The sequence below is a fragment of the Xanthomonas sp. 1678 genome (assembly GCF_031455575.1).
GTDB lineage: Bacteria > Pseudomonadota > Gammaproteobacteria > Xanthomonadales > Xanthomonadaceae > Xanthomonas_A.
This window is the reverse complement of sequence record NZ_JAVDSZ010000011.1, coordinates 71,160-87,446: the sequence shown is the minus strand read 5'-3', so window position 1 is coordinate 87,446 and position 16,287 is coordinate 71,160. Positions and strand designations below refer to the sequence as shown.

Annotated in this window: 13 protein-coding genes; 11 read left to right on the top strand and 2 right to left on the bottom strand. The window is 69.2% G+C overall.

From position 1 onward, the window contains the following. Window positions 1–130 precede the first annotated feature (130 nt). Entirely contained in the window at window positions 131–2,503 is a 2,373-nt protein-coding gene (locus J2Y70_RS18015; RefSeq protein ID WP_309920613.1) for a 3-hydroxyacyl-CoA dehydrogenase/enoyl-CoA hydratase family protein, read from the bottom strand. 77 nt (window positions 2,504–2,580) lie between these two features. Next, window positions 2,581–3,213, bottom strand: coding sequence for a TetR family transcriptional regulator (locus J2Y70_RS18010; protein WP_309920609.1), 633 nt, complete (start codon window positions 3,211–3,213; stop codon window positions 2,581–2,583). Between the two features lie 222 nt (window positions 3,214–3,435). Between J2Y70_RS18010 and ndk the strand changes: the two genes are divergently transcribed. The 11 genes from ndk to J2Y70_RS17955 all read left to right on the top strand — a co-directional run bounded on the left by ndk (window position 3,436) and on the right by J2Y70_RS17955 (window position 15,800). After that, complete coding sequence (gene ndk / locus J2Y70_RS18005; RefSeq protein ID WP_002812972.1) at window positions 3,436–3,861, top strand: nucleoside-diphosphate kinase; 426 nt, start codon at window positions 3,436–3,438, stop codon at window positions 3,859–3,861. Between the two features lie 33 nt (window positions 3,862–3,894). Further along, entirely contained in the window at window positions 3,895–5,076 is a 1,182-nt protein-coding gene (gene rlmN, locus J2Y70_RS18000; RefSeq protein ID WP_309920791.1) for a 23S rRNA (adenine(2503)-C(2))-methyltransferase RlmN, read from the top strand. A 13-nt stretch (window positions 5,077–5,089) separates the two neighbouring features. Further along, window positions 5,090–5,881: a type IV pilus biogenesis/stability protein PilW gene (locus J2Y70_RS17995; protein ID WP_309920789.1), complete on the top strand. Its 792-nt coding sequence runs from the start codon at window positions 5,090–5,092 to the stop codon at window positions 5,879–5,881. After that, complete coding sequence (locus J2Y70_RS17990; RefSeq protein ID WP_309920605.1) at window positions 5,878–6,759, top strand: RodZ domain-containing protein; 882 nt, start codon at window positions 5,878–5,880, stop codon at window positions 6,757–6,759. Before J2Y70_RS17995 ends, J2Y70_RS17990 begins: the two co-directional genes overlap by 4 nt. 64 nt (window positions 6,760–6,823) lie before the next feature. Beyond that, a complete protein-coding gene (locus J2Y70_RS17985; RefSeq protein ID WP_309920602.1) occupies window positions 6,824–7,462 on the top strand; it encodes a tetratricopeptide repeat protein in 639 nt (212 codons plus the stop codon). After that, on the top strand, window positions 7,459–8,817 hold the full coding sequence (gene bamB, locus J2Y70_RS17980; protein ID WP_309920786.1) for an outer membrane protein assembly factor BamB: 1,359 nt from the start codon (window positions 7,459–7,461) through the stop codon (window positions 8,815–8,817). The genes J2Y70_RS17985 and bamB overlap by 4 nt, the downstream gene beginning before the upstream one ends. 16 nt (window positions 8,818–8,833) lie before the next feature. Further along, window positions 8,834–10,231, top strand: a complete 1,398-nt coding sequence (gene der / locus J2Y70_RS17975) for a ribosome biogenesis GTPase Der (RefSeq protein WP_263394657.1) — start codon at window positions 8,834–8,836, stop codon at window positions 10,229–10,231. A 5-nt stretch (window positions 10,232–10,236) separates the two neighbouring features. Continuing rightward, entirely contained in the window at window positions 10,237–10,842 is a 606-nt protein-coding gene (locus J2Y70_RS17970; RefSeq protein ID WP_309920598.1) for an NTP transferase domain-containing protein, read from the top strand. Next, entirely contained in the window at window positions 10,839–12,056 is a 1,218-nt protein-coding gene (gene glp / locus J2Y70_RS17965) for a gephyrin-like molybdotransferase Glp (protein WP_309920594.1), read from the top strand. The genes J2Y70_RS17970 and glp overlap by 4 nt, the downstream gene beginning before the upstream one ends. A gap of 413 nt (window positions 12,057–12,469) precedes the next feature. Next, a complete protein-coding gene (moeB, locus tag J2Y70_RS17960; protein WP_309920591.1) occupies window positions 12,470–13,609 on the top strand; it encodes a molybdopterin-synthase adenylyltransferase MoeB in 1,140 nt (379 codons plus the stop codon). 346 nt (window positions 13,610–13,955) lie between these two features. After that, entirely contained in the window at window positions 13,956–15,800 is a 1,845-nt protein-coding gene (locus tag J2Y70_RS17955) for a monovalent cation:proton antiporter-2 (CPA2) family protein (protein WP_309920588.1), read from the top strand. Window positions 15,801–16,287: the final 487 nt, after the last annotated feature.

Here is a 16,287-nt window from a genome sequence, read left to right as displayed (position 1 = left end):
AGTCTCGAATGGCTGGAAGTTTGCTGGTTCGGGACCGGGGACCCGGGACCAGGGACCCGGAAAGTCAAAAGCGTCGCTCCGCTCCTGCCTTTCCGGGTCCCCGGTCCCTGGTCCCTGGTCCCGTCTTCAATCAGTTCCGCAAGGGTTTGCCCGTCTTCAGCATGTGCCCGATCCGCGCCTGGGTCTTTTCCTGCTGGGCCAGTTCGACGAAGTGCTTGCGCTCGAGCTTGAGCAGCCATTCCTCGTCGACCAGTGCGCCGCGATCGACCTCGCCGCCGCACAGCACGGTGGCGATGCGGGTGGCGATCTCGTAGTCGTACTCGCTGATGAAACGGCCTTCCAGCATGTTGACCAGCAGCATCTTGAAGGTGGCGATGCCGACGTCGCCGGCGACCTGGATGCGCCGTGCCGGCAGCGGCGGGCGGTAGCCGCCCTCGGCCAGCGCGCGCGCTTCGGCCTTGGCGATGTACAGCGCCTCGTAGCTGTTGAACACGACCTTGTCGGTGCCGCGCAGCAGACCCAGTTCCTTGGCGTTGACCGCCGAGGTGGAGACCTTGGCCATCGCCACGGTCTCGAAGGTCTTCTTCAGCTCGGCGAACACGTCGCCGCCCGGGCCGGCCGCCTGCGAGGCGCGCACCGCGATTTCCTTGAGGCCGCCGCCGGCCGGCAGCAGGCCGACGCCGGCCTCGACCAGGCCGATGTAGCTTTCCAGCGCGGCCACGGTCTTGGCGCTGTGCATCTGGAATTCGCAGCCGCCGCCCAGAGCCAGGCCGCGCACCGCCGCGACCACCGGCACCAGCGAATACTTGATGCGCTGGCTGGTGGCCTGGAAGTTGGCGACCATCGCCTCGAACGCATCGACCTTGCCGGCCTGCAGCAGGCCCAGCGCGCCGGCCAGGTCGGCACCGGCGGAGAAGGGCTCCTTCTGCTGCCAGATCACCAGGCCCTTGAAGCCCTTCTCGGCGCGGCCCACCGCTTCCTGCAGGCCGTCGAGGACCTGGTCGGAGACGGTGTTCATCTTGGTCTTGAAGCTGACCACGGCGATGTCGTCGCCGTCGTGCCACAGGCGCAGGCCGTCGTTCTCGAACACGGTCTCGCCCGGGGCGAACTTCTCGCCCAGCAGCGGATCGGGGAAGCGCTGGCGCTGGTACACCGGCAGCGCCGAGCGCGGCAGCTTGGCGTTGCGCGCCGGGCTGTAGCTGCCCTCGGCGGCGTGCACGCCGTCGCGACCGTCGAACACCCAGTCCGGCAGCGGCGCGCTGGACATGGTCTTGCCGGCGACGATGTCGTCGGCGATCCACTGCGCCACCTGCTTCCAGCCGGCGGCCTGCCAGGTCTCGAACGGGCCCAGCGACCAGCCGTAGCCCCAGCGGATCGCCAGGTCCACGTCGCGCGCGGTTTCGGCGATGTCGGCCAGGTGATAGGCGCTGTAGTGGAACAGGTCGCGGAACGTCGCCCACAGGAACTGCGCCTGCGGATGCTGGCTCTCGCGCAGCTTGGCGAACTTCTCGGCCGGGTTCTTGATCTTCAGGATCTCGACCACTTCCGGCGCCGCGCTGCGGTCGGCAGGGCGGTAGTCCTGCTTCTGCAGGTCCAGCACCACGATGTCCTTGCCGACCTTGCGGAAGATGCCGGCGCCGACCTTCTGGCCGAGCGCGCCCTTGCCGATCAGCGCGTCCAGCCACTTCGGCGAAGCGAAGTACTGGTGCCACGGATCGTCGGGCAGGGTGTCGGCCATGGTCTTGATGACGTGGGCCATGGTGTCCAGGCCGACCACGTCGGAAGTGCGGTAGGTCGCCGATTTCGGCCGCCCGACCAGCGGGCCGGTCAGCGCGTCCACTTCGTCGAAGCCCAGGCCGGACTGCGCGGTGTGGTGGATGGTGGACAGGATCGAGAACACGCCGATGCGGTTGCCGATGAAGTTCGGGGTGTCCTTGGCGTAGACCACGCCCTTGCCCAGGGTGGTGACCAGGAACGCTTCCAGGCCTTCCAGCACCGCGGCATCGGTGCCCTTGGCCGGGATCAGCTCGGCCAGGTGCATGTAGCGCGGCGGGTTGAAGAAGTGCACGCCGCAGAAGCGGTGGCGCAGCTGCTCGGGCAGCACGTCGGACAGCGCATTGATGCCCAGGCCGGAGGTATTGGAGGCCAGCACCGCGTGATCGGCCACGAACGGGGCGATCTTCTTGTACAGGTCCTGCTTCCAGTCCATGCGCTCGGCGATGGCTTCGATGATCAGGTCGCAGCCGCGCAGCTGCTCCAGGCCGGAGTCGTAGTTGGCCGGGGTGATCGCCTCGGCCAGCGACGGGCTGGCCAGCGGTGCCGGGCTCAGCTTGGTCAGGTTGGCGATGGCCTTGAGCACGATGCCGTCGGGATGGCCTTCCTTGGCGGGAAGGTCGAACAGGACGGTGTCGACGCCGGCGTTGGTCAGGTGCGCAGCGATCTGCGCGCCCATCACGCCCGCGCCCAGGACGGCGGCACGGCGGACTAGCAGGGGGTTGGACATAGCGATCAGCCTCTGTGGGTCAACGATTGCGGGTTCGGGTCTGGAAGCAGTGGGTGGTGCGAGACGGTTCTTTCGGATCAGGGCGCGGCGCGGGCCAGGAAGCCCGCTTCGGCGAAACGGATCAGTTCGCGCGCGGCGTGGGCGCGGTGCGCGCCTTCGCTGACGCCGGCGGGGCGCTTGATCAGGCCGAAGTCGGCCATGGCGTAGGTCAGGGCGCCGGCCAGGAAATCCAGGCGCCAGTACAGTTCTTCCTTGCTCAGCTCGGGCACGCACACGGCGATGGCCTTGCCGAATTCGCGCAGCACGTGGCCGTAGTGGTCGGACAGGAACTGGCGCAGGCTGTCGTTCTTCTCGGCGTAGGCGCGGGCGATCACGCGCACGAAGGCGCCGCCGCTCTGGCGGTCCTGGGCCATCGCCAGCGCCGGCTCCACGAACGCGGCCAGCACCGGGCCGAGCTGGCCCGGATGCTGGCGCTGCGCGGCGTCCAGCTGCGCCAGGCGTGCCGCGGTCATCTCGTCCATGCGCCGCCGGAACACCTCGTTGACCAGGTTTTCCTTGGAGCCGAAGTGGTAGTTCACCGCGGCGATGTTGACGTCGGCCTGGCTGGTTACCTGGCGCAAGGAGGTGCCGGTGAAGCCGTGCTGGGCGAACAGTTCCTCGGCCGCGCTGAGGATGCGGTCCTTGGTGGAGAAGTGCGCTTGCTTTGCCATGCGGCCGCCGGAATCAATCAAACGATTGTTTGAGTCTAGGCTTCGCCACCGGGCGCGTCATGTTGCAATGCAGCACGATTCAGCCGGCGCCCGTGCAAACCCCGCTGCGATTGGATAGAATTGTCCATCGCAATTCTGGCTAAGCCCGCGTTTTGACGCGGGTTTTTTTCATGCTAACCTCGGGCCATCTAGTCTAGTGGCCCGCCCAACGGAGAAATTCCCATGGCGCTGGAGCGCACCCTGTCCATCATCAAGCCCGATGCCGTCGCCAAGAACGTCATCGGCGAGATCTATTCCCGCTTCGAGAAGGCCGGCCTGAAGGTCGTGGCCGCCAAGTACAAGCAGCTGTCGCGCCGCGAGGCCGAGGGCTTCTACGCCGTGCACCGCGAGCGTCCGTTCTTCAACGCGCTGGTCGAGTTCATGATCTCCGGCCCGGTGATGATCCAGGCGCTGGAAGGCGAGAACGCCGTGGCCGCGCACCGCGACCTGCTCGGCGCCACCAATCCGAAGGACGCCGCACCGGGCACCATCCGCGCCGATTTCGCCGACTCGATCGACGCCAACGCCGCGCACGGTTCCGACTCGGTCGAGAACGCCGCCAACGAAGTGGCGTATTTCTTCGCCGCCACCGAAGTGGTTTCGCGCTAAGAGGTCATCGTGAACGAGGTCGTCCACACTCCGTTGGCGCTCGCCGATCCGATCCGGACCGGCGGCGCGACCAAGCAGAACCTGCTCGACCTCGATCGCGAGGGCCTGGAGCGTTTCTTCGCCGAGACCCTCGGCGAAGCGCGCTACCGCGCCCACCAGGTGATGAAGTGGATCCACCACCGCTACGTCACCGACTTCGACCAGATGACCGACCTCGGCAAGGCGCTGCGCGCCAAGCTGCAGCAGCATGCCGAGGTCGTCGTCCCCAACATCGTGTTCGACAAGCCGTCCACCGACGGGACCCACAAGTGGCTGCTGGCCATGGGCACCGACGGCAAGAACGCGATCGAGACCGTGTACATCCCCGACAAGGGCCGCGGCACGCTGTGCGTGTCCTCGCAGGTCGGCTGCGCGCTGAACTGCACGTTCTGTTCGACCGCCACCCAGGGCTTCAACCGCAACCTGTCCACCGCCGAGATCATCGGCCAGGTGTGGGTCGCGGCGCGCCATCTGGGCAACGTGCCGCACCAGCAGCGCCGTCTCACCAACGTGGTGATGATGGGCATGGGCGAGCCGCTGATGAATTTCGACAACGTCGTGCGCGCGATGAGCGTGATGCGCGACGACCTGGGCTACGGCCTGGCCAACAAGCGGGTGACGCTGTCGACCTCCGGCCTGGTGCCGATGATCGATCGCCTGTCCACCGAGAGCGACGTGTCGCTGGCGGTCTCGCTGCACGCGGCCGACGACGCGCTGCGCGAGACGCTGGTGCCGCTCAACAAGAAATACCCGGTCGCCGAACTGATGGCCGCGTGCGCGCGCTACCTGCGCGCCAACAAGCGCCGCGAGTCGGTGACCTTCGAATACACGCTGATGAAGGGCATCAACGACCAGCCCGAGCACGCGCGGCAGCTGGCGCGGCTGATGCGCCAGTTCGACAATGCGGTGCAGACCAAGGATGCGGGCAAGGTCAACCTGATCCCGTTCAATCCGTTCCCGGGCACGCGCTACGAGCGCTCCGGCGATACCGAGATCCGCGCGTTCCAGAAGATCCTGCTCGATGCGCAGGTGCTGACCATGGTGCGGCGCACGCGCGGCGACGACATCGATGCGGCCTGCGGCCAGCTCAAGGGGCAGGTCCTGGACCGCACGCGCCGCCAAGCCGACTTCCAGCGCGAGTTGCAGACGCGGGCGGACCGGGATGCGGCGGCCTAAGCATCCTCTGGCCATCGCCGGGTTGAGCTTGGCGCTGCTGGCGCTGGCCGCTTGTGCCGGGCGCAGCAGCACGCCGGGCAAGCTGCGCAGCGTCGAGCAGGTGGCGCCGGACTACGATTTCCGCGACGACGGTGCGGTCAAGGCGCGCTATGCGCTGCAGGAGCAGTTGGGCCTGGCCGGCAACCGGCTCAACGGCGGTGATCTGGCCGGCGCCGAGGAGCATGCGCGCAAGGCGCTGGCGCTGGCGCCGGAGTCGGTGCAGGCGCAGACCTTGCTGGCTGTCGTCGCCGACCGCCGCGGCAATGCCGCCGCGGCCGGCGAGCACTACCGCAAGGCGGCCGAACTGGCGCCGAACCGCGGCGAGACCTTGAACAACTACGGCGCCTGGCTGTGCGCCAACGGCGCCGTCGCCGAATCGCTGCAATGGTTCGACCGCGCCCTGGCGGCGCCGGGGTACGCCACGCCGGCGTCGGCCCTGGCCAATGCCGGCGGTTGCGCGCTGCAGATCGGCCAGCGCGAACGCGGCGCGCGCGACCTGCGCAAGGCGCTGGCGCTGGAGCCGGGCAATGCGTACGCGTTGGAAGCGATGGCGCGCGATGAAGCGGCGCAGGCGCGCTTTTTCCAGGCGCGTGCGTTCTCCGAACGGCGTTTGTCGGCTGCGCCGGCCACCGCATCCGTGTTACAACTTGCTATTCAGATTGAACAAGGGCTGGGCGACAGGGCTGCCGCCGGCCGTTACCAACAGCGGTTGCGCAAGGAGTTTCCCGACGCCGCGACCACGACTCCCGGGGCTAGTGCATTGTGATCAGTGATTCCAATCCGAACGCTTTCGATGGCGCCAAAGGTTGCGGGCAACACCTCCGCGAAGCGCGCGAAGCGGCGGGCCTGAGCATCGACGACGTCGGTAGCCGCTTGCGCATGCCGGTGCACGTGATCCGTGCGCTGGAAGAGGAGCAGTGGCAGCGCCTCGGCGCGCCGGTGTTCGTGCGCGGGCAGTTGCGCAGCTACGCGCGCCTGCTCAAGGTGGATCTGGAGCCGCTGCTGGAGAGTGCGCACCTGGCGCCGGTGCAGCCGGTGGAGCTGATCAGCCATACGCATACGCCGCCGTTGCGGCGCATGCTCGAGAGCGCCACCCGGCGCCTGGTGTACGTGGTGATCACCGCCGGACTGGCGGTGCCGGTCTGGTATGCGACCCGCACCCATTTCGCCGAGGACGGCCCGAATACCGCTTCGCTGGACGTGGTGCCGACCGCTCCGGGCGACGCTGCACAGCCTGCGCCGTCCGGCACAGGCAACCACGCCGCGGCCGCCGCGCCGGTCGACCGCGCCGCGCCCAGCGCCGCGCCGTACATCGCCTCGTTGACCCCGCTGCCGCGCGTCTCCAGCGAAACCGAACGCGCGTCCGGCACGGCGCAGAAGCCCGGCCTGAGCCTGTCGTTCCAGGGCGACAGCTGGGTGCAGATCATTGCCGCCGACGGCACGCCGCTGGAAAAAGCCTTGTTGAAAGCGGGCGAGAAGCGCGACTACGCGCCGGGCCAGGTGAGCCGTATCGTGCTCGGCAATGCGTCGGCGGTCCAGGTTCAGCAATCCGGTAGTACCGTGGATCTGACCCCGTACAAGCGCGCGAACGTGGCCCGCTTTGCGGTATCCTCTGACGGTTCCGTGGTGCCAGCGTCCGAGTGACGGCGGCGCGGTTCCTCAATCTCAACATTCCATGTCCCGTCGTTGCGGCGGGGCGAGAGTACGCATGGCGATCGACGACCTGCTCGACGAGCACGAACAAAGCGAACGCGTCCGCACTTGGCTCAGGAAAAACGGCGCCGGCCTGATCGGCGGCATTGCCCTGGGCATCGGCGCGATCATTGGCTGGCAGTGGTGGACCAAGCAGCATTCCAGCGACCTGGCGCAGGCCAATGCCCGCTACGACGCCGTGCTCAAGAGCATCCAGGCTAACCAGCTGGACAAGGCGGGCAAGGACATGGCCGCGCTGCAGCAGGGTCCGGCCAACATCTACGCCGAACTGGCCGCGTTGCGCCTGGCCAAGGCGCATGCCGACGCCGGCAAGTACGACCAGGCCCTGGCGACGCTGCGCGGGCTCAAGACCGAGGGCGAGCTGAAGCTGCTGGTCGACCAGCGCGTGGCGCGGTTGCTGATCCAGACCGGCAAGAGCGACGAAGCGCTGAAGCTGCTGGCCTCGGCCGACGACAACCAGAGCCTGGAGATCCGCGGCGATGCGCTGATCGCGCAGGGCAAGCGCGATGCGGCACGCGAGGCGTACGCCAAGTCGTTGACCACCCTGGACGTGGCGGCGCCGCAACGGCGACTGCTGGAAACGAAATTGATGGATGCGGGCGGCACCGTGCCGAATCCTGCGGAGCCGATCTGATGAAGGTAGTCATGTTCAAGCGCATCGCGACGGTCGCCCTGCTGGGTCTGGCGCTGTCCGGCTGCAGCACGGTCAAGGGCTGGTTCGCGGGCAAGGATGCGGCCGCCAAGAAGGCCGCCGAGCCGGCCGAGCTGGTCGATTTCAAGCCGTCGGTGAAGGTTGCCAAGCTGTGGTCCACCGATGCCGGCAAGGGCGAGCAGCGCATCGGCGTGCGCCAGCATCCGGCGGTGGCCGACGGCAAGGTGTACTTGGCCGCGACCTCCGGTTCGGTCTACGCGCTGGACCTGCAGACCGGCAAGACGCTGTGGGAATACGACGCCAAGAAGGCGCGCAAGGAGCGGCTGTCGCAGGTCCAGGAGCAGCCGGAGAGCCAGGTCGAGGGCGAGTCCAGCAAGGGCCTGACCAAGGACGAGCGCGCCGCCTACAAGCAGCGCCTGCGCAACGAGAAGCAGCAGGCCAAGGAACGCAAGCGGCTGGAGAAGAACCGTCCGCTGCCGCGCTTCGCCGGCGGTCCTGGCGTGGGCGAGGGGCTGGTGGTGGTGGGCGGCCTGAATGGCGAAGTGGTCGCGCTCGACGCCGCCAGCGGCACCGAGAAGTGGCGCGCCAAGGTCCCCAACGAAGTGATCGCCGCGCCGGTGGTCTCGCAGAACATGGTGTTCGTGCGCAGCAACGACGGCCACGTCACCGCGTTCGACGCGGGCACCGGGCAGCAGCGCTGGTTCCACACGCAGGAACTGCCGACCCTGACCGTGCGCGGCAACGCGCCGGTGGTGTCCGGCCCGGGTGTGCTGTTCGTCGGCAACGACGACGGCACGCTGGCGGCGCTGGCGATGCAGGACGGGCGCGTGCTGTGGGAGCAGACCGTCGGCGTGCCGGAAGGCCGTACCGAGCTGGAGCGCATGTCCGACGTGGACGGCGCGCCGGTGCTGGACGGCACCACGCTGTACGCGGCCAGCTTCAAGAACCAGACCGTGGCGCTGGAAGGCCCGAGCGGGCGTCCGTTGTGGACCCGCGACCATGGCAGCGCCGGCGGTGTCGGCGTCAGTTCCAGCAGCGTGGTGGTAGCCGACAACGCCGGTTCGGTGTGGGCGCTGGACAAGGCCTCCGGCTCGGCGACCTGGTCGCAGCCGGCGCTGGCGCGGCGCTCGTTGACCGGCGTGGCGATCCAGGGCGACTACGCCGTGGTCGGCGACTACAAGGGTTATCTGCATTGGTTGAAGCTCGACAACGGCGAGATCGCCGCACGCGAGCGAGTGGGACGCAAGGCGCTGGTAGCGCAGCCGGTGGTAGCCGATGGCATCCTGCTGGTCCAGAACACGAAAGGCGACCTGACCGCGTTCCGGTTGGGTCAATAAAGGAAGGGAATTCGCGATGCTGCCGCTGGTCGCCCTGGTTGGACGGCCGAATGTCGGCAAGTCCACGCTATTCAACGCGCTCACGCGCAGCCGCGACGCGCTGGTCCATGACCAGCCCGGCGTCACCCGCGATCGCAACTACGGGGTCTGCCGGCTGGAGCCGGAAACCCCGTTCGTGATCGTCGACACCGGCGGCATCTCCGGCGAGGAAGAAGGCCTGGCCGGCGCCACTGCGGACCAGGCACGCTCTGCCGCCGGTGAGGCGGATCTGGTGCTGTTCGTGGTCGACGGACGCGAGGGTTCGTCCTCGCTCGACGACGAGATCCTGGCCTGGCTGCGCAAGCTGGCGCGGCCGACGCTGTTGCTGATCAACAAGATCGACGGTACCGACGAGGACCAGGTCCGCGCCGAGTTCGCGCGCTATGGCCTGGGCGAGGCGATCGCGGTCTCCGCCGCGCACCGCCACGGCATCGACGACCTGCTCGAGGAAGTGCTGTCGCGCTTGCCGGAAGAGGGCGCCGGCGCGACGCTGGACACCGATCCGGCGCGCATGCGCATCGCTTTCGTCGGCCGTCCCAACGTCGGCAAGTCGACGCTGGTCAACCGGCTGCTCGGCGAGGAGCGGATGATCGCCTCCGAAGTGCCGGGCACCACCCGCGACTCGATCGCGGTCGACCTGCAGCGCGACGACCGCCTGTACCGGCTGATCGACACCGCCGGCCTGCGCCGCCGCGGCCGGGTCGAGGAGGCGGTGGAGAAGTTCAGCGTGTTCAAGACGCTGCAGGCGATCGAGCAATGCGAGGTCGCGGTGCTGCTGCTCGACGCCACCGAAGGCGTTACCGACCAGGACGCCAGCGTGCTCGGCGCGATCCTGGACGCCGGCCGCGCCCTGGTGGTTGCCGTCAACAAGTGGGACGGGCTCACCGACTACCAGCGCGAGCAGGCCGAAGCCTTGCTGTCGCGCAAGCTCGGCTTCGTGCCCTGGGCCGAAGCGGTGCGGATCTCGGCCAAGCATGGCTCCGGCCTGCGCGAGCTGTTCCGCTCGATCCACAATGCGCATGCCTCGGCGACCCGTGTGTTCAGCACCAGCGAAGTCAACCAGGCGCTGGAAGTGGCGTACGAGACCAATCCGCCGCCGAGCATCCGCGGCCATGTCTCCAAGCTGCGCTACGTGCATCCGGGCGGCAGCAATCCGCCGACCTTCATCGTCCACGGCACCCGCCTGAAGGTGTTGCCGGAGTCGTACAAGCGCTACCTGGAAAACTTCTTCCGCAAGCGCTTCAAACTGGTCGGCACGCCGGTGCGCTTCATGTTCCGCGAAGGCGCCAATCCATACGAAGGCAAGAAGAACGTGCTGACCGAGCGCCAGGTCGCCAAGAAGCGGCGCCTGATGAAGCACGTCCGCGGCAAGTAGCGCCGATGGACGCGCGGCGCGAGGTCACGCTGGGGATCCTGGCCGGCGGCCGCGCGCAACGCCTGGGCGGCCGCGACAAGGCCTGGCTGCAACGCGACGGGCAACCGCTGGTACTGGGCCTGGCGCAGGCGCTGGCGCCGTCGGTGGCGGCGGTGCTGGTCAGCGCCAACCGCATGCTGCCGCGCTATGCCGCCGCCGGATTGCGCGCGGTGCCCGATCGGCTCGTCGCGCCCGCGGGCGCCGAACGTTCGCTGGGGCCGATCGCGGGCCTGGATGCCTTGGCCGCAGTCTGCGCGACACCCTGGCTGCTGACCCTGCCGGTGGACCTGTGCCGGCTGCCGCCGGCATTGCTGGCCAAGCTGATCGCCGCCAGCGGCCCCGGTGCCGGCGCCTATGCCGAGGACGACGACGGCGTGCAGCCGCTGGTGGCGCTGTATCGCCTCGACGCGTTGCGTCCCGCGCTGGCGAGGGCGCTGGCGACGGCGCGTTACGCACCGAGCATCCTGCAGCAGCAGTTGGCAATGGTTCGCGTACGCCTGCCCGGGGTGAGGCTCGGCAACCTCAACACGCCGCAGGATCTGCACGCAGCAGGTATCCTGCCGGCGCCATGAACGACTATCCCACCCGCATCGCCTATTCCGAGGCGCTGGCCATCGTCGCCGCCGTCGCCCAGTCGCGCCCGTTGCCGTCCGAACGCCTGGCGCTGCCGCGCGCCGACGGCCGCATCCTGCTTGCGCCGCTGGACGCGCCGATCGACCTGCCGCCGTTCGCCAACAGCGCGATGGACGGTTTCGCGCTGCGTCACGCCGACCTGGACCCGGATGCGCCGAGCCTGCTGCGCCTGGCCGGCGAGCAATTCGCCGGCGAGGACCTGCGGCAGGCGATCGGCGCCGGCGAATGCCTGCGCATCACCACCGGTGCGCCGCTGCCGGCCGGTGCCGATACGGTGGTGATCAAGGAGAACGTGATCGAGCGCGACGGCCAGGTGCAGGTGCGTGCCGCGCTGGTCGCCGGCGCGCACGTGCGCGTGCGCGGCGAAGACGTGCGCGCCGGCGAGCGGGTGCTCGAGGCCGGCGTGGCGCTGACGCCGTCGCGGATCGGCCTGGCCGCCGCGCTCGGCGTGGCGCAGCTGGCGGTGTCGGCGCGGCCGACGGTGGCGGTGTTCGCCACCGGCGACGAGCTGGTCGAGCCGGGCATGCCGCTCAAGCCCGGGCAGATCTACAACAGCAACCGCGACATGCTGATGGCGCAGCTGCGCCTGCTCGGCCTGGAGCCGACCGCGTGGCCGACGCTGCCGGACGATCCGCAGCGGATCGAACGCATGCTGAGCGATGCCGCCTCGGCGTTCGACGTGGTGCTGACCTGCGGCGGCGTGTCCGCCGGCGAAAAAGACTACCTGCCGCGGCTGCTGGCCGAGCGCGGCCGCATCCATTTCTGGAAGGTGCGGATGCGCCCGGGCATGCCGCTGCTGTTCGGCGAGCTGGACCGTGCGCTGTTCCTGGGCCTGCCCGGCAATCCGGTGTCGGTGCTGGCCACCTTCCTGGCGATCGGGCGGCCGTTGCTGGACGCGCTGCAACAGCGCGCCGAGCCGCGGCCGCAATGGCGCGCGCGGCTGGCCTCGGGCTGGAACAAGCGCCACGACCGCCTGGAATTCCTGCGCGGACGCATGCGCTGCGACGCGCACGGCCAACTGTGGGTGGAGCCGAACCCGGCCGACGGTTCGCATCGCCTGCGCGGCGCCGCCGACAGCGACGTGCTGCTGCGCCTGGACGAGGGCGCGCGCCAGTTCGAGGCCGGCGAAGTGGTCGAGGTGTTCGCGTACTGAGCCGCGTGCGCGGTCGCCGGCAGGTGAGCGTGTCAGGACGAGCGCGGGCTGCGCAGCGTCGCGCTAGCCAAGCCGACCGATTGGCGGTCTGCCGCTCTGGTGCGATCGAGATGGGCCGCGCCGTCGATGTCGGCGAAGTGGTCGAGGTGTTCGCGTATTCGTTCCGCCGTGGGCCCGTGGGCCGCCGAAAGGCGCACGGCGGGTCGCGCGCGTGAGCAGGCGTTGCGCCGACCGGCCCCGGCCGCTGTGCTGCGGCCTGGGTACCTCGAGGCGATCGAGATGCGCCATGCAGCGCTTGGGTGAGGCGGAGCAGGGAAGGGCGAGGCGGCTTCCGCCCATCGGCCCACGCACGATGCGCTCCCGGACGTCCTGGCGCGAACGACGCGCCGCCGGTTTGTGCCGATAATGGGCGCATGAGCATCAACGAACTGACCCCGCAGCAGGCCCGCGCGCGCATCGTCCAGGGCGCGCGGCTGATCGACGTGCGCGAGGAACACGAGCGCGCATCCGGCATGGCCGAGGACGCGCTCGGCGTGGCCCGCGCGCAACTGCAGGACGACCCGGCCACGCATCTGGGCGCGGCCGATGCCGAGGTGATCCTGATCTGCCAGAGCGGCAAGCGTTCGCACGAGGCGGCGCTGTTCCTGCAGCGGGCCGGGTATTCGAGAATCGCTTCGGTGCTGGGCGGCACCACGCGCTGGCAGCGCGACGGCTTGCCGCTGCAGCGGCCGGCGCTGGCGCCGGAGCAGCAGGATTTCTTAGAGCGCTATTCGCGCCACCTGCGCCTGCCCGAGGTCGGCATCGAGGGCCAGCGGCGGCTGCAGGCGGCACGCGTGCTGCTGGTCGGCGCCGGCGGGCTGGGCTCGCCGGCGGGCTTCTACCTGGCCGCGGCCGGAGTCGGCCAGCTGCGCATCGCCGACGACGACGTGGTCGACCGCAGCAACCTGCAACGGCAGATCCTGCACACGGAGGCGCGGATCGGGCAGCCCAAGGTGGCCTCGGCCGTCGCGGCGCTGGGCGCGTTGAATCCGGGCGTGACGGTCGAGGCGGTGCGCGAACGGGTGACCGCGGCCAATGTCGAACGCCTGCTGCAGGACGTGGACGTGGTGCTCGACGGCTCGGACAATTTCCCCGCGCGCTACCTGCTCAACGATGCCTGCGTGAAGCTGGGCAAGCCGCTGGTGTACGGCGCGGTGCAGCGTTTCGAGGGCCAGGTCAGCGTGTTCGACGCCGGCCGCCGGCGAGGCCAGGCGCCATGCTACCGCTGCCTGTTTCCGGAGCCGCCGCCGCCGGAGTTCGCGCCCAGTTGCGCCGAGGCCGGCGTGCTCGGCGTGCTGCCCGGCATCGTCGGCCTGCTGCAGGCCAACGAGGTGCTGAAGCTGCTGCTGGACATCGGCGAGCCCTTGCGCGGACGCCTGCTGTATTTCGACGCACTGGCGATGCGTTTCCGCGAAACCCGCCTGGCCGCCGACCCGCAGTGCCCGCTGTGCGCGCCGGGACGGGCCTTCCCCGGCTACATCGACTACGCGCAATTCTGCGGCGCGGAAACCTGAGCCGGACGCGGAGCCGCCTGCGCTGCCCACAGTTGCAGTCAGTTGCGCGCAAATGTCACGAAGCAAAAGCCCCTCTCCTCTCGGGAGAGGGGTTGGGGTGAGGGTACGGCGCGAAGCGTCTCGTGGTTTAGGTACACGAGGCTGCGCCCGTACACTCATCCGCCCCTGCGGGGCACCTTCCCCCAAAAAGGGGGCCATGGTCCCGCTGGGAGAAGGGAACAGCAACAGCCGACGCGGGCCTGCCTCCATGAAACACGAAGCGACTCCCGTCGCGACCACCACGCCACCATGTCGCGCGCCGGCGCATGGGCTGGGGCCGTCCCGGCCTTGTGCGTAGAATCGGCGCATGACCAATGCAGTCGACAGCAGTGAATTGATCAAGGTGGTGGCGCTGCTCGGCGCCGCGGTGGTGGCGGTGCCGGTGTTCCGTCGCCTGGGCCTGGGCTCGGTGCTCGGCTATCTTGCCGCGGGCCTGGCGATCGGGCCGTTCGGCCTGGGCTGGTTCGCCGATCCGCAGGCGATCCTGCATGTGGCCGAACTGGGCGTGGTGATGTTCCTGTTCGTGATCGGGCTGGAGATGCGGCCGTCGCATCTGTGGAGCCTGCGCAAGCAGATCTTCGGCCTGGGCACGCTGCAGATCGCGGTCTGCGCCGCGGTGCTGACCGGGGTCGGGCTGGGCCTGGGAATGCCGTTGCCGGTGGCCTTCATCGCCGCGTCCGGGTTCGTGCTCACCTCCACCGCGGTGGTGATGCAATTGCTCGGCGAGCGCGGCGACATCGCGCTGCCGGCCGGGCAGAAGATCGTCGCGATCCTGCTGTTCGAGGACTTGCTGATCGTGCCGCTGCTGGCGGTGGTGGCGTGGATGGCGCCGCTGCCGGCGATGCCGGACGCGCCGTCGCGCTGGGTCGGCATCGGCGTGGGCGCCGCGGCGATCGTCGGCCTGCTGGTGGCCGGACGCTGGCTGCTGAACCCGCTGTTCCGGCTGCTGGCCGCGGCCAAGGCGCGCGAAGTGATGACCGCCGCGGCGCTGCTGGTGGTGCTGGGCGCGGCGCTGCTGATGCAGCTCGGCGGGCTGTCGATGGCGATGGGCGCGTTCCTGGCCGGGGTGTTGCTGTCCGAGTCCACCTTCCGCCACCAGATCGAGGCCGACATCGAGCCGTTCCGCGGCATCCTGCTGGGGCTGTTCTTCCTCGGCGTGGGCATGGCCTTGAACCTCGCCGTGGTCGCGCAGAACTGGCCGCTGATCCTCAGCGGCGTGCTCGCGTTCATGGCCGCCAAGGCCGCCTGCATCTATCTGGTGGCGCGCGTCACCGGCAGCGGCAACGCGCAGGCGCTGGACCGCGGCGTGCTGATGGCGCAGGGCGGCGAGTTCGCGTTCGTGCTGTTCGCCGCGGCCGGCGCGGCCGGGGTCATCGATGCGCGGGTCAATGCCAACCTGACCGCGATCGTGGTGCTGTCGATGGCGTTGACCCCGCTGTTCGTGCTGCTGTACCGGCGCTGGGCGCCGGTGGAGGCGCCGTCGCTGGACGGCGTGGAAGCGGCCGACGGGCTCACCGGCAGCGTGCTGATCATCGGCTTCGGCCGCTTCGGCCAGGTCGCCAGCCAGTCGCTGCTGGCGCGCGACGTGGACGTGACCATCATCGACAACGACATCGAGATGATCCAGAGCGCGGCCGAGTTCGGCTTCAAGATCTATTACGGCGACGGTACCCGCCTGGACGTGCTGCATGCCTCCGGCGCGCACAGCGTGCGCGCGATCGCGGTGTGCATCGACAATCGCGAGGCGGCCAACCGCATCGTCGAACTGGCCACGCAGGAGTTCCCGCACGCCAAGCTGCTGGTGCGATCGTACGACCGCGAGCACGCGCTGAAACTGATCGCCGCCGGCGTGGACTACCAGATTCGCGAGACTTTCGAGTCGGCGGTGGAATTCGGCCAGGCCGCGCTGATCGAGCTGGGCATGGCCGAGGACGAGGCCGCGGGCATCGCCCGCGAGATCCGCCGCCGCGACGCCGAGCGCCTGGAGCTGGAGATCGCCGCCGGCGACGTGCGCGCCGGCAGCGGCCTGATGTACGGCAACGCCGTCCCGACCGTGCCCAAGCCGACGCCGTTCACCCCGCCGCGGCGCGAGAGCCGCACGCTCAATCCGGAAGCGGTGCCGGAAGACGCGCCGTCGGGGCGGGACGACTAGGGCAGGGCGCTGCCCGGCAACGGGACGCTGCGCTCCATTCCTCGGCGAGTGGCCGACGTTCAAGGATGCATCCGGAAAGAGGCCTATAAAGAGGCCTATTAGGGGCCGGGCCGAACAGAGCCCGCCGCGCCCGGCCTGCCGTCGGTGGAGATGAAGCCGGAGCCATTTCTTGAGTGTTGCGGAGAGGTTCCAAAAGCACAGGCGGCTCCTGACGGTTCGCCATTGCGCCAGCCTGAGTGCCCGCTTGGCCCACGCACCACGGCGCGTCGATTGGAACAGCGATTGACGGCTGCTGAACCTGTCTATAAAATGCGAATCATTCTTAATTGCACTCATCGGGCGCTCCACGCATCCGCACCGACCACGCGTCGCTTCCTGAAAGCCCGCCTGTCCGGTGCGAAGCCGCGCTCACCGCTTTACTCCTTAGCCCCCAGACAGGCCAATGCGCTCAAAGAATTCCAGTCGGCTGCAATCCGCGACGTACAAG

What these genes read in the sequence shown, in the direction of transcription:
- J2Y70_RS17955 (WP_309920588.1), top strand. Translation starts at nt 13,956, where the DNA reads ATGACCAATGCAGTCGACAGCAGTGAATTGATCAAGGTGGTGGCGCTG.
- J2Y70_RS18015 (WP_309920613.1), bottom strand. Translation starts at nt 2,503, where the DNA reads ATGTCCAACCCCCTGCTAGTCCGCCGTGCCGCCGTCCTGGGCGCGGGC.
- J2Y70_RS17985 (WP_309920602.1), top strand. Translation starts at nt 6,824, where the DNA reads ATGGCGATCGACGACCTGCTCGACGAGCACGAACAAAGCGAACGCGTC.
- ndk (WP_002812972.1), top strand. Translation starts at nt 3,436, where the DNA reads ATGGCGCTGGAGCGCACCCTGTCCATCATCAAGCCCGATGCCGTCGCC.
- der (WP_263394657.1), top strand. Translation starts at nt 8,834, where the DNA reads ATGCTGCCGCTGGTCGCCCTGGTTGGACGGCCGAATGTCGGCAAGTCC.
- moeB (WP_309920591.1), top strand. Translation starts at nt 12,470, where the DNA reads ATGAGCATCAACGAACTGACCCCGCAGCAGGCCCGCGCGCGCATCGTC.
- J2Y70_RS17970 (WP_309920598.1), top strand. Translation starts at nt 10,237, where the DNA reads ATGGACGCGCGGCGCGAGGTCACGCTGGGGATCCTGGCCGGCGGCCGC.
- J2Y70_RS18010 (WP_309920609.1), bottom strand. Translation starts at nt 3,213, where the DNA reads ATGGCAAAGCAAGCGCACTTCTCCACCAAGGACCGCATCCTCAGCGCG.
- glp (WP_309920594.1), top strand. Translation starts at nt 10,839, where the DNA reads ATGAACGACTATCCCACCCGCATCGCCTATTCCGAGGCGCTGGCCATC.